The following is a 14,138-nucleotide window of genomic DNA, read 5'->3' on the forward strand; positions in this document are numbered from 1 at the left end:
CTCCGCTGGTATCCTAGCCGCCCGCCCCTAGAATGCCCCTCAGTGGACTCCTGAAGACTCCTGAGAGTCACTCCTGTGGGGCCAAGGCCCTGTACACCGTCGCCTTCGACAGGCCCGTCCTGGACATGATCTGCGGCACGGTGAAGTCCTCCTTCTCACGCATCGTCCTGATCGAGGCGATCACGTCAGGGGTGAGTGCAGGCTTGCGACCGAACTTGGTGCCCTTGGACTTCGCCTTGGCAATGCCGTCCATCTGCCGTTCCTTGCGGATGTTGCTCTCGAACTCGGCAAACACCCCCAACATGCCCAGAAAGGCTTTCCCAGCGGCGTCTCTTGTATCGATGGACTGGTCGAGCACCTTTAGCGTAACCCCTTTGCCTTCAAGCTCTCGGACAATCCTGAGGAGATCCTCGGCACTACGGGCCAGCCTGTCTATCCGGGAGATCACCATGGTGTCGCCTTCACGCAGGTACTCAAGGCATCGCGTTAGTTCCTCACGGTTTGCATCGATGCCAGACCTCTTCTCTTCAAACAGCTTGTCGACACCAGCTGCTTCAAGCTTCTCCTTCTGGACGTCCAAGGACTGTCCAAGGGTTGACACACGGGCATATCCCACCAATGCCATTCTCATAACTCCTAAGATGTAACGAGAATAAACTTATGAGACATGAAAAGAGACACGTCAAGAGCCTGACTCAAAAGCTATAGATTGTGAGCCCCTTGAGGCCTCTCCAATCAGAAATGTTACATGAACAAGAACAGTGTTGCGACGGTTCTTTCTGCGACCTAAGCTACCTTAGGATGTGTTTTTTGGGAGCTACGTTATGGAAATAGATTTCAAGTTATGGGACACAGCCCTTAGGACCTTAGCCATTTTTGCAGGCATCTACATTATCTACCACTCACCAAAGGTCTATCAGTTGCAAGATCGGTCATCGCCACTGAAAGCGGCAGCGACTTTTTTATTTTTTGGCACGGTGCTCACCGCATCTGCTGTCTGGGCTCAAGTAACTCTCTCTGTAGACGGCAAAGGTCTAAAGGCAGAACTCGCGCAGGTAGCCTCAGCACTCAATCAGATTGAAAAACAAAACCAAGCACTCAAAACAGAGGTCGCCTCTCTGAAAAGCGTTGGAAGCAGCAAAAACATAGAAACTATATTGGCTAACACAAAAAGCTTTGAATCCCAGGTAAATTCACTACAGGAGGAGTTTGCCAGAATTTCAAATCAGGTGTCGAAAGCCAACACCGCACTAACGATGTACAACTCAAAGATAGACAACGTGGCCACTAAGGTTGACGCCATCGACGAGTGGGCGACCTTTGCGCGGGAGAACTCTGGCAATTTAGTTTTGCCCGGATCGTTCAAATATGAAAAGAATGACAAAGAATTCTTGTGGGTTCCTGACCAAGACAACGATTGGATCGAAGAATACCTGAAAAACAATCCAGATGTTATCGAAAGGTTAGACAAGAAAAATCAATAAAATTAATAGATAATACCATCCCTCTATGAGTAGTGGATGAGGATCAACCTGAGCCACTACTCCGATTACCTGATCAGCATTTTGTATGAAACATTCCGGCTCCTCACCCGTCCTCGGTGAAGAAGTCCTCGTCCAGCCGTTGGATCTGGATAGTCTGCTGAGATCGAGTACCGACACCATGCTCGATCATCAGGTCGGCGAGCCTGTTGCCGTCGATCAGGATAACCCTCTGGGGCAGATTGTGGGCATACTCGACGGCTCCCCTTGAGAAGCCTGAGGTTGTTACGAAGACCCCTTTGGTCGCTCCAAGCCCCACCAGTGAGCCCACGAATCCCTGCACCTCAGGGCGACCGATGGAGTTCCCTTCGGCGTACCGCTTAGCCTGGACATAGATTCTATCGAGGCCCAGCCGATCCTCGTTGATGACACCGTCAACACCGCCATCCCCGGACCGTCCAAGCTGCTCGGCTGCGTTCTTGTGAGAGCCGCCGTAGCCCATGGCAACCAGAAGGTCGACGATCAGCTTCTCGAAGAAGGTCGGTGAGTTCTCCCTGATGCGGTCCAGAAGGTCGGCTCTAAGGGCGGCATTGAGCGAACGATAGGACTGTTCGATCTGCTCTTCTGGAGTGGCGGAACCACCTGCCGTTTCTACTTGGTTCGCAGCGACTTGGCTGACCCCACCATTTCCCGGCTTGCTGCTCTCATAGAATTCGACAAATTCGGGGATCTGCATCAGCGTCGGGGTGTCGAGACGTTCCGGGTTGCTAGCGAGAAACCGCTTGCCAGCCTCGGAGGCAACGAAGCGGCCACGGGCGGGGCTATCAATCAGACCGGCCTTGCTCATGTAGAACTTCGCCCAGTGGACCCTGTTGTGCAGCACTCGTTGACGACCGCTGGGAAGCAGTTCCTCCCGCTCTTCCTCCGACAGCCCGAGATCGTTGGCGATCCTGTCAGCAAGATCGGGTACCCGCTGTTCGCCCTCAGCAGCGTAGCGAAGCACAGGAAGCATCAGGGCCTGGTAGTCTGGTATCATCGATGCTCCCCGAACCGCTCGCGACCGAGCATCGGCAAGCGATCTTCATCAGTTAGAATTGAATCTATTTCCGCGAGTTTTTTACGTGATACGAGCCGCTGACCAGTCCAACTGGCTGGTAGGGTCGATATGATGAGGTGTTCAGGCCCATTGTAAAAGACCCTGCCCTCGCAGTTGTCGAAATTGAGGTCGAAGAAGAGCAGATGATCTGCCCGTGTCGCAACGGGGCGAAACGCTGGACCTAGACCACGTCCGGTTGCCTTCACCTGAACGCTTCTACCGTCGGCACTGTAGCCATCAATGCCGGGATGCGACTTTCCGTCGACCAATCTGATGCCAAACAGTTCCACCGCTAACGCCTCGCCAATGTCTCCAACTAGGTTCCCATCAAAGGTGTACTCCAGGGAGATCTCATGTCCTCCGCGTCCGAGCAGATCCTTGTAGTGATCACGAACTCGGTTTCTCGCGGCCACTAGGTCGGCAATCGCATCGGGTAGCAAAAATGATTGCATATGGTCCCACCTAAATGGTTCAACAATGGCGTGAATCAGGCTGCGTTCTTCAGCCCAAGATTACAATAGGCCATGGCTTAGGTGAAGCAGCTCGCCCATCAGCAGGAAAGAATTTCACTACTCCGAAACTATTTTTTAACCTCATGGGTTGATTTTTTTCACAGCTTTGATTACATGATCGGGTGCGAAGGGAGAACCGCGATGGCAACCAGTGAGATTGGAAAGGAGTTGCGGAAGCTGCGTATCGACAACGACGAGCGTCTACTCGACATGGCTGGGCGTTTGAATAAGTCAGCAGCGTTCTTGTCTGCGATTGAGACGGGGAAGAAAACGCCTCCGACGGGTTTTGAGGAGCTCGTTGCGAACGCCTACGGCCTCATGGAAGCAGCAGCAGTCAAGCTTCGACGTGCGGCGGACCGTTCCCGGAAGGCTTTCACGATTGAAGCACACAGTGTGTTGGCGAAAGACACAGCCGGGCTACTGGCCAGAAAGATGGACACGTTATCAGACCAGGATCTGAAGAACATACTTCAAGTCCTGCGCAAGGGGGACGCCGACTGATGGCTCTAGAGGGAGACTTCAAAGTACCAGCAAAGTCATGGCCCCAAATCGGAGCTGAGGCTGATAGGATTCGAAAGAGTCTTGGTCTTGAAGGGACTCCTCGGTTTCCAATCATCGACGTCATTGAGAAACTACTATGTGATCGTCTCGAGCTTGTTCAATTCGAAGTATGGACGATGGCTGATATGGGTGACGCTGAGGGATATACTTGTCCTCAAGGTAGCTTCATTCGACTGCGGGAAGATGTCTACGAAAAGGCCTGTAACGGTGATGGCCGAGCCCGGTTCACCGCAGCTCATGAGCTGGGGCACTTCGTACTTCACACCAATATTCCTCTGGCACGAACAAGGCGTGGTGATGGCACTGCGCCTTTTCGTTTAGCTGAACCTCAAGCAAATCAATTCGCTGCAGAGATCCTGATGCCCCGTGAGTACGTTCGCGGGGTCGCGAGTGCGCAGGCTCTGGTCGACGCACATCAAGTGTCTTTTGAAGCAGCAACGAACAGAATCCGATACGCAATGAAGCAGGGAGGTGCCTTCTAAAACAGCAAAGGCTCAGGTTGCAGCCCGAGCCTCTACCGTACAATCTGTATCGTGCACACGGGCTTGTCGATGCAGAGCCAACCAGTGACGAACACAAGTGTCGCAAGCTACGTTGTATCGTGATTTGCTGGATCTGGCAATATACGCCCCTAGGGAGTGGCAGGATGAAGAAAAAACTTCCTCCGCCGCCGCCCGGTTATCGGTACATTTTCCGTCCGTCACGGAAGTGTCCGAAGACCGGTGAGACCCTCTACGCGAAAGCGTTTGGGTTCCGCGCATGGCCGATTTTGATCCCTGACTCCTGAGTGAAGGGTGACACGGTGAACGATAACGCGAGGGGCGGTGGGAGACCATTGCCCCTTGGTTTGTTTCAGGACGATAACGTGAGATCATCAACTTAGGGTCTTGAGTACCTAATAGGAGCAGGTTGTGCCCGCCGGCAGCGGCGATCTCCAGCGCCCGTCTGGCGCTTTCCTGTCCCTTGACCTCGGCAAGATCCGGCAGCACACCGGCATTGCCGCGCAGCCGGGCCACCGGCCGGGAGAGCACCTGTGTTCCCTTGAAGTGATTGGCGAGCTGGATCAGCGAGCGAGGCGCGAGAATGTCCATGTCTGCGTCGGCCCAGGCAGCCTCGCCGCCGCTGGCTTCCGGGCAGATGAGGCCCTTGCCGATGCCGTTGGCGCCCATGGCGGCCGGCAGGACACCGGCAACAGGCGCAAGCGTGCCGTCGAGACCAAGCTCGCCGAGAACAACGTATCTTTCCAGAAATTCAGCCGGTATGGCGCCGATGGCGGCCATAACGCCCAGCGCGATCGGCAGATCGTAATGCGAGCCTTCCTTGGGCAGGTCGGCAGGGGCGAGATTGACTGTGACGCGTTTGGCCGGCAGGGCCAGGCCTGAAGCGGCAAGCGCCGCGCGAACTCGTTCCCGACTTTCTGCAACGGCCTTGTCCGGGAGGCCGACGATGGTGAAGGCAACCATGCCCGGCCCGACATGTACCTGCACGTCTACCGGAACTGCCTCGATGCCCCGAAACGCGACCGTCGTGATCCGGCTGACCATATTCACCTCTACTTACAGATGCAGGTCAACGAAGCATATGTCGATAAAAGACGGCGATATTATATTTGACACACCACGCCTCATGAGTGTGTGATATTCCTGCCTGCAATCAGGGAGGAAACGATATGGCTACCTATTGCGTATCATTTAGACTTGCGAATAAGACGATTGGCGGAAAGTCATATGACGAAAGGCGCAAACTGATAGAGACGAACGTTTGGGCAAAAGGTCAAGGGTATTGGGATGAAACGACCTCTTTCATCCTTGCCGGTTCCGATCTGGATACATTTTCTTTTGCGAAGAAAGCTTCCGAAGGGCTGGGCGCTAAAGACGATATCCTATTGGTTTTCGACCCAAGCGACATGTCTGCTGCTTACTTTGGGCCAGTCGATTCACCGGAGATTCTAGGTTCGTTTTTCAACGTCCTAAAAAAAGTGGATTGAACATCGATAGGAACACCGAATAACCGGGCTAGGGCCATTACGAGACGCAGTCTGAAGGCTTTGCCAATATCCATTTAGATCTCCAACAAAAAGCCCGGCTCAATGGCCGGGCTGCGAATTCTATTTAAGCGTGACTATTGTTTGGGAACTATTGGAGTGACAGGAAAATCCAGCGGCGAAGGCGCAGGAGAAGGAACTGCCCCCTGCTGCATGATGAACACAGGCGTATCGTCATCCAAGCCATACTCGTCTTTTATGGCTTTCCACTTATTCACCTCTAAAGGTCCGCCAGTCATGTAATTGATCGGGATAGAGCCTTTAATCTCCTTGAGAGACTCCTCGATCCTGCCAAGGCTCTCAAACACGCCGTCCAGTTTGATTTCCTGTTGGCCGTCCTTAACCCGCAATTCGGCTATTCTGTCAGCAATGTCTTCAGCCAACGCATCGCGCTGATCATCAAAGCGCCTGACCTCAGTTCTAATATCTTGATTTACCAGCCTGACAGTTTCACTTAGGCCATCAAGGCTGGATTGGAGCGTGTTAACTGAGAGCGAAATCTGTCCGACAGATGCCTTAACCACATAGTCAGCGACATAAAAAGACACGCCCCACGTGATGAGCACGCCGAACACTGAGCTAATCGCAAGCTTGATTCCGAATATGACCCAATGGTTCAAATCATTGCTCCTTTTTGGGTACTTCATTCTCTTTTAAATTGTTCTTCCTTGCAATACGCTTAAGGTTCGCATCAAAGGCTTCCTCGGATTCATCGCATCCAAGCTCTTTGGCAGCTTCTTTAAATTTGTCGATTTGAGCTTTTTCAGAGGGCAATGTGACTATAGCTCCAGTTTATAGGCTGTATGTCGATGAGCATGGGACTGACACGCTCAAAAACCTTGGCCACCCGAACAACCGCTATCTCAGTTTAACAGGTGTTGCGATGCGCATCGACCATGCGCGCGATTTTCTCACAAAGGAACTTATCCGCATCAAAGCAGATGTATTGAACGACGATCCAGACAACCCGGCAATCTTGCATCTGTCCGATATTCGCCAGCGTAAAGGCCCATTCGGCAAACTAAATAACGATGCTGTATTATCACGTTTCAATTCAGAAATTACAAAGTGGATGAGGTCCACTGAGTGCACAGTTATAACAACAATAATCGATAAGAAATGGATGGTTGAACAAAAGCACTGGAAGCAAAACCATCCATACCATTACCTGGCAGAAATACTTTTCGAAAAATATACGCAGTTTCTTGAACGAAAGAAATCGCTTGGCGACATAATGCCGGAAGCGCGAGATAAACCACTTAATAAGGCTCTCCAAAAAGAATTTGATCGAGTCCGTTTAAAAGGAAGCAGATATGCTTCTGCTGCCCAAATATGCAGGCGAATCCCTGTGTCTAAACTTAAATTTATGGAGAAATATCGCAATGTTGCCGGGCTCCAACTTTGCGACATATTCACTTACCCAAGCCACTACATCGCTAGATCATTTCTTGACTGCAATTTCAAACCAAACGAATTTCACAAAGCCATCGGCCAAATCCTCCTTGAAGACAAGTATGATCGGTCTAGATGGAACGGTGAGATTGTCGGGTATGGCATCAAATGCCTGCCATAAACTAGAAAGGAGCCTAAGGCTCCTTCCGATGGATTTTGTACCATCATCTACCGGCTGCCGAAGCACCGGGTTGGTAATATAGATATCGCAAATCGTTGATTCAGTCAATAGAATCAACGGTCTTTCCGCACCCGAAACGAAAACCGTAGCTGAACCGGCTTTCGTCTAAATTCCCTTTTCGCCTCAACTAGATTGCCTATAGCTCAGGCGCTTGCCCTTCACATTCAGCAGCGCAATATCAGCCCGCATTTTGTCATCGATACCAAGTTTGATCCGGTTGGAATAACGGAAATCATATTCCGCCAGATAACGGTGCAGGTGGTGTTCTGCGCAGTGCTGGTAGACGCCTTTCATGCCGCGCTTGAAGATGGAGAAGAAACCCTCAATCGTGTTTGTGTGGGCCTTGCCACGGACGTATTCTTTCTCCGTGTGGTTCACCATTTCATGCGAAGCGAAGTAGGTGCCGATTTCGGGGTACATCCGCGCCGTGTCCGTCATCAGATCAGACTCGTGCTTAACGTTCGTATGAACGATGTAACCAATCTTGTTTGCCGTTGCGCTGTCGATATGAAAGCTCTTTGCACGACCACCGCGCTCGACCAGCGTCAAGACAACGTTCTTGTGAGCTGCTCCAGCCTTCATTTTCGGGAAGCCGGAAATGCGACCGATATAGGTTTCATCAACCTCAACAGTCTTGCCTTCACCACCAAAAGGGGTTTTGTCCGTTGAACGCATTGCCTCACGAATGCGATGGCTCAGGAACCAAGCAGACTTGACCGTGATTTCCAGAACGCGGGCGAGCTGGTTAGAGCTGATGCCCTTCTTAGAGGAACACATCAAGTAGATAGCCTGAAGCCACTTATGCAGCGGGATATGGCTTTCCTCGAAGATCGTGCCAATACGCACCGTGAACTGCTTACGGCACTCACCACACTTTTTCAGGCCGTGACGCTCTACACCTTCAGGATTCTTTTTTGAAGGCTTGGAACGAACGCCCTTTAACTCGTATATCTTTCCTGCGTTGCCACAGTGAGGGCAATGCGGACCATTCGGCCACAAAGCACTCTCAACATGCTCGAAAGCGGCGGCTTCACAGTGAAAATATTCGCGAGACAGTACAGACATTTTCCCAACTCCTTGATTCTATTGAATCAAAGTCCGTTGGGTGTGTCAAGTATAATATCGCCTAAAAGACGCAAGAACAAATATGGAACAGACGGGGTCTGCCTAGTCAGGATACCAGCACGCGCAGCTTGCTTCCGCTGGCAACAGTGAAGTTGGCACGGGTCAGAACTGCATCGAGATAAGCGGGCACCTTAAAGTCTTCACTCGGCTGCAAACCGTTGGTTTCCAGCCAGTCGGACACAAGTTCAAGGAGCCGGTCCGGGTCTTTTTCATAGAGGGCCCGACACAGCTCCATGTCGAGCTTGGCCCCGGCGGTGTTGGCGGCGGTGAGTATCATCGATCCAATCGCATTCTGTTCATCAATCATAGCGTGCTGCCAACATGCTTGCAATTTCCGGGAAAGGCCAGCACATAGCGGTTATGTGGGCGTTGGCCACCATAACCCGCTGTTATGGTCTGACCCCTTCGGTCTGCTTTCCGGCCGCAAAGCCCGCCAGGCCGCAGCACAGAAGCCCGGCTGCGAAGAAAAGTGCCGAATGGCCGACAACCGGAATGAGGAAGCCGCTCAGCACGGGTCCGACCCCCTGCCCCAGGGAAATCAGGAAGAAGGTAAAGCCGAACCCGATGGACGGTGCCTGCCGGAACAGCCTCATGCTCCACATGCCGAAAAGGGCGGTCATCACGATGAAACCGACGCCAAAACAGGCCGCTGACACGTAGATCCCGAGTCTTGTTTCCACCAGCAGCGGCAGAGTGCCGATTGCGGTCCCGACCAGAACCGCCAGGACACGATAGGCAGCCTGCAAACCCCAGCGATCGACAAGACCACCGGCGAAGCAGCCGGTAACGCCCGAAATGCCCAACACGATCCAGAACAGGATTGCGTCTCGTGGATTGCCCGTCAGCATGGTCAGGAGTTCGACGGCATAGGTCCAGTAGACGGCGGTGACGATGCCGAAAAGAAATGCCGCGACAAACAGTCCGCGCGCTGTCCGATCCATAAGGATCCAGACGGACACCCTGGGCCGGGCATGTTCCAGATGCACGCTGCGCCTGGGCAAGGTGGCTGCGTTCCAGATGGTTACACTGAAGGCGATAACCGCGAAAACCAGCCAGGCGAGCCGCCAGTCACCACCGGCGAAGAGTGCCAGCGGCCCGGCAAAGGCAACGCCGAAACCGGTGCCGGAGTTGATCCAGGCATAGACGCTGTTCTGCCGGCTGAGTTCCGTATGACGCACGATGACATCGGAAAAGGGCGGATAGGAAAGGCCCGGGCTTGCTCCTGCAACGAAGACGCCAAGCGCCAGTACAAACGGCGTCTGTGCCAGGGCGATCATGGCCATGCCTGTTGTGGCGGCGAGGCCGCCGAGCAGGATCGGCAGGCGCGGTTCGAACACCGTCGACAGCCAGGAACCGACGAAAGTCGCCGCCAGATAGCCCAGATAGGACAGACCGGCGATCAGGCCGACCGTTTCCGGCGACAGCGCGAATTCCTGACGGATTTCCGGCAGGAACAGGCCAAAACAATAGCGTGCCAGTCCGTAGGTGACAGCGACGATGGCCAGGCCCGCGGCAGTAAGACCGCGGGTCTGTGCCAAGGTCATCTCAAACCCGGCGGGAGAGCTGGAAGTGAAGTGTTTGGTCATCCGTGTAGCTCTCGCCGAATATTTCGAAATGGCCACCCTCCTGCCGGTACGAGCGATACTGATCGCGCGTGAGTTTCAGGCAGAAGTTGGAAACATGCAAGTTTCTTCCGCTGATTGAATGCGCGAATTCTTCGGCCAGAATGGCCACTTGCGCACTCTGGCCATCCTCGAACACGACAGGCAGCAAAAAGAAGCGATTCAGCGTCGGCAAACTGCGGTCCACCGCCCGTTCGAACGCAATTCGCGAAAACCGCTGCATGGCCGGGTGGGCGTAAAAACCGGAGATCTTGTCGGTCTGTTCGATGGTGTAGAGCTGGCTTTCGGACAGCAGCAGGTCTCCTGGCCGGGTAATGTCCCGCAGCCAGCCGTTGACCACTGCCGGATCGTCATTGCCTTCCTGAAAACCGAGCATTGTCACGAGGGCGGGCGGCGCACCGTCTTCGATCATGTCTTCCAGGCGGCAGGCCTCGAAAGGCGCGGTGACAAACTCAAGTGGAGTGTTCGGCAGGATCGCCGCGAGGGCTGCCCGCATCGGCGCAGCCGACATCGGGTTGATGTCGACGGCGATATAACGATCTATGATGACGCCCAGGCCCTGCAGTGTCTTGAGAATGAACCCGGTCTTGACCGGCTCCGGCCCCAGTTCGACATACACCAGCCGCTCACCTGCAAGCTCGGTTGCAATCCGCCCGCAGCTTTCTTCCAGCGCCGCCCGAAAAGACCTGCCGTCTTCATGAATTCGGCCAAGCGTATCCGATGCGATGCCGGTCTCGTTCAGCTGGCGCATCAGCTGAAACACCTCGTCCAGAGGACCGGTTGCGGTCTCCGAACTGCCTTCGTTTGTGTATTTCACCCGGTTGTCCTGGGTCAGGATCGTATCGAGACTGAATTCCGTGTGGCAGGCAATTGCCCTGTGAACTCTTTGTTGCAGCGAAAGGGGGCCGGTCGTCTGGTGATCTGGCCCATGCTCCGGCTGGCCATAGGAAAGCGCTAAAGTCATGGCGGATACCTGTTTTGACAAAAGAGACTCTCGGATTACGGGATTTTTTACCGACCCTTAAATTTATAATTGAAGCGCCCCATAATGGAACGTTATGCTTGTGTGGCGCTGGACCGGCGGAAAACCGCGTAGGTCGTCTTGCGCTAAAACGGAGGCAGGGACATGACCATAGGCCGTTTTAATATCGAGTTGCTGGAAGCCTTTGTGGCTGTTGCAGAAGCAGGCAACGTCACACATGCGGGATCTCGGTTGAACCGCACACAACCCTGCGTCAGCACTCAGCTGCGGCGTCTGGAGGAACGGGTCGGCAAACCGCTGATCGAGCGCAGTGCCCGCACAATGAACCTCACGCCCGCCGGGCGTATCCTTTATCAACACGCCACGGAAATCCTGCGCTCACACGAGGAAGCCAGGTTGCGCCTGTCTGCGCCGGAACTGACCGGCACGGTGCATGTCGGCCTGCCAGAATGGTATGCGACCGGCCAGCTGCAATCGATTTTCTGCAATTTCGTGCGCATTCACCCCAACGTGAAACTTGAGATGACGGTCGCCGACAGCGCCACACTGCACGAAATGCTGTCGAACAACGAAATCAACCTCGCAATAGCCCTTGTCTCGTCTACCAAGCAGATGCCGGTCGAGATTTTCGAGGAACCGCTGCACTGGGCGGTTGGCGACAACTGCCCGCTAACCGATCCGCTGCCATTGATCATGTTTCCCGAACCCTGCCCGTTCCGGGAAATCTCCTTCGGTTCGCTCGCCCGCGCCGGACGGCAGTGGTACGAGCGCATCACCACCACCAGCGTTGCCGCCGCCCAGGTAGCCGTTCTGTCGGGTGCAGGCCTTTGCTGCCTGCCGTCGGGAGCCATTCTGGAAGGCTTCAAGATCCTGAAGGAGCAGGATGGCTTTCCGAAGCTTCCGGCAACACAGCTCGCGATCTACACCCAGTCGACAACGCAATCGCCCATCGTCGATTACCTGGAAGAGCATCTCAACGACCTCCTGCAGAACGCCATTGCGCCGCGCTCGGCGCTGGCGGGCAAGATACAGCCGGATTTGCGGGTGGTCTGACGGCCTGAAGCCTCAGGCCCGTTCTGCCAGGATTTCCAGCAGCTTCCTGTGCGCCTCGACCGGTTTGCGGTCGACGCGCCAGACAAGATAGGTGACGGTTTCGCCAAAAGGCGGCGGGAGCGGGGTCGTCGTCAACTGGTCGGCATTGCGAAAGCCCAGGACAGCGCTTTCCGGAGCAACCGTGAACCCGAGACCGGCCTCCACACAGCCCAGAATTCCCTCCAGCGTGCCCAATTCCGTTACTTCCCTGTCGCTCTGGCCGATACTGCCGAGCCACGCCTGCGCCGCCGCCCTGTAGCTGCAGCCATGGCGAAAGGCCAACAGCGGGCCCTGCGCCGAAGTGGCCGGACCACTGGCGCAGACAAGCTGTTCGCTGAAGGCACGAACCGCCTGAAACCTGGCCTTGTCGACAGGCCCGGCGACAAAGGCGGCATCGATCTTCTGATCCCACACCTTTGACAGCAGGTCTGCGGTCGGGCCGGTCGTCAGGGAAAGCGGTGCTGCGCTTTTGTCTCTCAGACGTTTGAGAAGAGCGGGCAGGCGAACGGCTGCCGTTGTTTCCATGGAGCCGAGCCTGAGCGGCGCACCTGCTCCGGCAGCTTCCAGAAGATCACGCTCGGCCGCCGCAAATTGTTGCAGAAGCACGATCGCGCGCGCATGGACCTGTTCACCGAATTCCGTCAGCCGGGCCCCGGCCTTGCTGCGCTGGAAGACCTTCTGGCCGAATTTTTCCTCAAGACGCCGAATACGGGAGGTGACGTTCGACTGCACGCAATTCAACGCCTGGGCAGCCCCCGAAAAGGAGCCTGTCTCGGCGACTGCCATCAGTGTTTTCAAAAGCACGATGTCCATACTATTCAAATTAGAGATATCAAATTCCTTCTTCAATCATTTTTCCTGAAATGATTTTCATGGCAGCGTGTCTGCATGAAACAGCTGCTCGATACGCCCTTTACCCGCCGCTTTGCCGTCTCCCATCCGGTCGTGCTGGCGCCGATGGACCGGATTTCGGACGGCCATCTGGCCGCTGAAGTCAGCCGCGCCGGTGGCTTCGGTATTATCGGCGCCGGTTACGGCGACCTGGACTGGATCGACGCTGCCTTCGATGCGGCCGGCGACCAGCGGGTCGGTCTTGGTGTCATCACCTGGAGTATTCTGAAAAAACCGGCCCTCGTGGATCGGATCCTCGACCGCAATCCGGCGGCCCTGTTCGTTTCCTTCGGTGACGCGGAACCGATCGTAAAGGCCGCCAGTGAGCGCGGAATTCCAACCATCTGGCAGGTGCAACGACTGGACCAGGCCGAACAGGCCCTGAAGGCCGGAACGGACGTTCTCGTCGCCCAAGGCCAGGAAGGTGGCGGTCACGGCATGGACCGGGGTCTGTCCGCCCTTCTTCCCGCGGTTCGCGATGCCGCCGGCAAGGAGACGATCGTGTTGGCGGCCGGCGGGCTTGCGGACGGGCGCGGACTGGCAGCAGCTCTCATGCTGGGCGCGGACGGTGTCATGATGGGGACCCGTTTCTGGGCAAGCGTCGAAGCGAACGGATCGGAGAAGGCCAAGGTTGCCCTGACCAAGGCGCACGGGGACGACACGGCCCGGTCGAGTGTGTTCGACGTTGCGCGCGGACTAGACTGGCCGTCGCAATTCACAGGGCGGGTTGTTCAGAATGCGTTTTCCCGCCCCTGGCTGGAAGATCCGGCAGGCTTGTCCGGCGCAGCTCACAAGATCCAGAAAACCTATGAGGCTGCCGATCCGGACGACTATTCCGTTCGCGCCCTGATTGCCGGAGAATCCCTCGATCTTGTGAACACCGTTCAACCGGCGGCAAGGATCGTGGAGAACACTGTTCGAGAGGCGGCAGCGCTTCTTGCTCGCGCGCCGGATTTCGTCATCGGGTGAATTCGCACCGCTTCCTCAAGACCTCCCTGTCACCCTCTCCCATCACTATCGACGCCTTTTCGGTCCAGCCGGTGGTGCGGCAAATTGTATGCGGCTTGGGACACTCCTGAGGGTTTTGGCACCGGGACCT

Annotated in this window: 17 protein-coding genes and 1 pseudogene; 7 read left to right on the forward strand and 11 right to left on the reverse strand. The window is 55.2% G+C overall.

Going from position 1 to position 14,138, the window contains the following annotated elements; genetic code table 11:
• Positions 1–67 precede the first annotated feature (67 nt).
• Positions 68–625: a recombinase family protein gene (locus Q666_RS38640; protein ID WP_031269934.1), complete on the reverse strand. Its 558-nt coding sequence runs from the start codon at positions 623–625 to the stop codon at positions 68–70.
• A 199-nt stretch (positions 626–824) separates the two neighbouring features.
• On the opposite strand from Q666_RS38640, the gene Q666_RS38645 reads away from it, so the two are divergent.
• Complete coding sequence (locus tag Q666_RS38645) at positions 825–1,484, forward strand: hypothetical protein (protein WP_023002362.1); 660 nt, start codon at positions 825–827, stop codon at positions 1,482–1,484.
• Between the two features lie 103 nt (positions 1,485–1,587).
• Here the strand turns inward: Q666_RS38645 and Q666_RS38650 are convergent, their stop codons facing one another.
• The gene (locus Q666_RS38650; RefSeq protein ID WP_023002363.1) at positions 1,588–2,517 is read right to left on the reverse strand and encodes a restriction endonuclease; all 930 of its coding nucleotides are present in this window, start codon (positions 2,515–2,517) and stop codon (positions 1,588–1,590) included.
• Entirely contained in the window at positions 2,514–3,029 is a 516-nt protein-coding gene (locus tag Q666_RS38655; RefSeq protein WP_023002364.1) for a hypothetical protein, read from the reverse strand. Before Q666_RS38655 ends, Q666_RS38650 begins: the two co-directional genes overlap by 4 nt.
• Positions 3,030–3,230: 201 nt before the next feature.
• On the opposite strand from Q666_RS38655, the gene Q666_RS38660 reads away from it, so the two are divergent.
• A complete protein-coding gene (locus Q666_RS38660; protein WP_031269935.1) occupies positions 3,231–3,590 on the forward strand; it encodes a helix-turn-helix transcriptional regulator in 360 nt (119 codons plus the stop codon).
• A gap of 185 nt (positions 3,591–3,775) precedes the next feature.
• A complete protein-coding gene (locus tag Q666_RS38665) occupies positions 3,776–4,132 on the forward strand; it encodes an ImmA/IrrE family metallo-endopeptidase (protein WP_286133940.1) in 357 nt (118 codons plus the stop codon).
• A gap of 411 nt (positions 4,133–4,543) precedes the next feature.
• On the opposite strand, the pseudogene Q666_RS66670 reads toward Q666_RS38665, so the two are convergent.
• Positions 4,544–5,194 (reverse strand): annotated as a pseudogene (locus tag Q666_RS66670) (magnesium chelatase domain-containing protein); the annotation flags it as partial.
• Between the two features lie 125 nt (positions 5,195–5,319).
• Between Q666_RS66670 and Q666_RS38670 the strand changes: the two are divergent.
• Positions 5,320–5,637 carry a hypothetical protein gene (locus tag Q666_RS38670; protein ID WP_023002368.1) on the forward strand — a complete coding sequence of 106 codons (318 nt, stop codon included), beginning with the start codon at positions 5,320–5,322 and terminating at the stop codon, positions 5,635–5,637.
• 134 nt (positions 5,638–5,771) lie between these two features.
• Here Q666_RS38670 and Q666_RS38675 read toward each other — a convergent pair whose 3' ends face one another.
• Positions 5,772–6,314 carry a hypothetical protein gene (locus Q666_RS38675; protein WP_152533274.1) on the reverse strand — a complete coding sequence of 181 codons (543 nt, stop codon included), beginning with the start codon at positions 6,312–6,314 and terminating at the stop codon, positions 5,772–5,774.
• Position 6,315: 1 nt separating this feature from the next.
• Positions 6,316–6,468, reverse strand: coding sequence for a hypothetical protein (locus tag Q666_RS66170; RefSeq protein WP_161633271.1), 153 nt, complete (start codon positions 6,466–6,468; stop codon positions 6,316–6,318).
• A 1-nt stretch (position 6,469) separates the two neighbouring features.
• Between Q666_RS66170 and Q666_RS38680 the strand changes: the two genes are divergently transcribed.
• Complete coding sequence (locus Q666_RS38680; RefSeq protein WP_023002370.1) at positions 6,470–7,267, forward strand: DUF3800 domain-containing protein; 798 nt, start codon at positions 6,470–6,472, stop codon at positions 7,265–7,267.
• 183 nt (positions 7,268–7,450) lie between these two features.
• Here Q666_RS38680 and Q666_RS0132850 read toward each other — a convergent pair whose 3' ends face one another.
• The 4 genes from Q666_RS0132850 to Q666_RS38695 all read right to left on the reverse strand — a co-directional run bounded on the left by Q666_RS0132850 (position 7,451) and on the right by Q666_RS38695 (position 11,038).
• Positions 7,451–8,392 carry an IS1595 family transposase gene (locus Q666_RS0132850; protein ID WP_031269938.1) on the reverse strand — a complete coding sequence of 314 codons (942 nt, stop codon included), beginning with the start codon at positions 8,390–8,392 and terminating at the stop codon, positions 7,451–7,453.
• A gap of 106 nt (positions 8,393–8,498) precedes the next feature.
• Positions 8,499–8,759: a hypothetical protein gene (locus Q666_RS38685; protein ID WP_023002373.1), complete on the reverse strand. Its 261-nt coding sequence runs from the start codon at positions 8,757–8,759 to the stop codon at positions 8,499–8,501.
• Between the two features lie 82 nt (positions 8,760–8,841).
• A complete protein-coding gene (locus tag Q666_RS38690) occupies positions 8,842–9,990 on the reverse strand; it encodes an MFS transporter (RefSeq protein WP_161633272.1) in 1,149 nt (382 codons plus the stop codon).
• A gap of 7 nt (positions 9,991–9,997) precedes the next feature.
• The gene (locus Q666_RS38695) at positions 9,998–11,038 is read right to left on the reverse strand and encodes a hypothetical protein (RefSeq protein ID WP_023002375.1); all 1,041 of its coding nucleotides are present in this window, start codon (positions 11,036–11,038) and stop codon (positions 9,998–10,000) included.
• A 162-nt stretch (positions 11,039–11,200) separates the two neighbouring features.
• On the opposite strand from Q666_RS38695, the gene Q666_RS38700 reads away from it, so the two are divergent.
• Entirely contained in the window at positions 11,201–12,109 is a 909-nt protein-coding gene (locus tag Q666_RS38700) for a LysR family transcriptional regulator (RefSeq protein ID WP_023002376.1), read from the forward strand.
• 12 nt (positions 12,110–12,121) lie between these two features.
• Here the strand turns inward: Q666_RS38700 and Q666_RS38705 are convergent, their stop codons facing one another.
• Positions 12,122–12,961, reverse strand: a complete 840-nt coding sequence (locus Q666_RS38705; RefSeq protein WP_023002377.1) for a LysR family transcriptional regulator — start codon at positions 12,959–12,961, stop codon at positions 12,122–12,124.
• 75 nt (positions 12,962–13,036) lie between these two features.
• Between Q666_RS38705 and Q666_RS38710 the strand changes: the two genes are divergently transcribed.
• Positions 13,037–14,008, forward strand: a complete 972-nt coding sequence (locus Q666_RS38710) for a nitronate monooxygenase (RefSeq protein ID WP_023002378.1) — start codon at positions 13,037–13,039, stop codon at positions 14,006–14,008.
• Positions 14,009–14,138: the final 130 nt, after the last annotated feature.

The organism is Labrenzia sp. C1B70, assembly GCF_000475395.1.
Taxonomy (GTDB): Bacteria; Pseudomonadota; Alphaproteobacteria; order Rhizobiales; family Stappiaceae; genus Roseibium; species Roseibium algicola.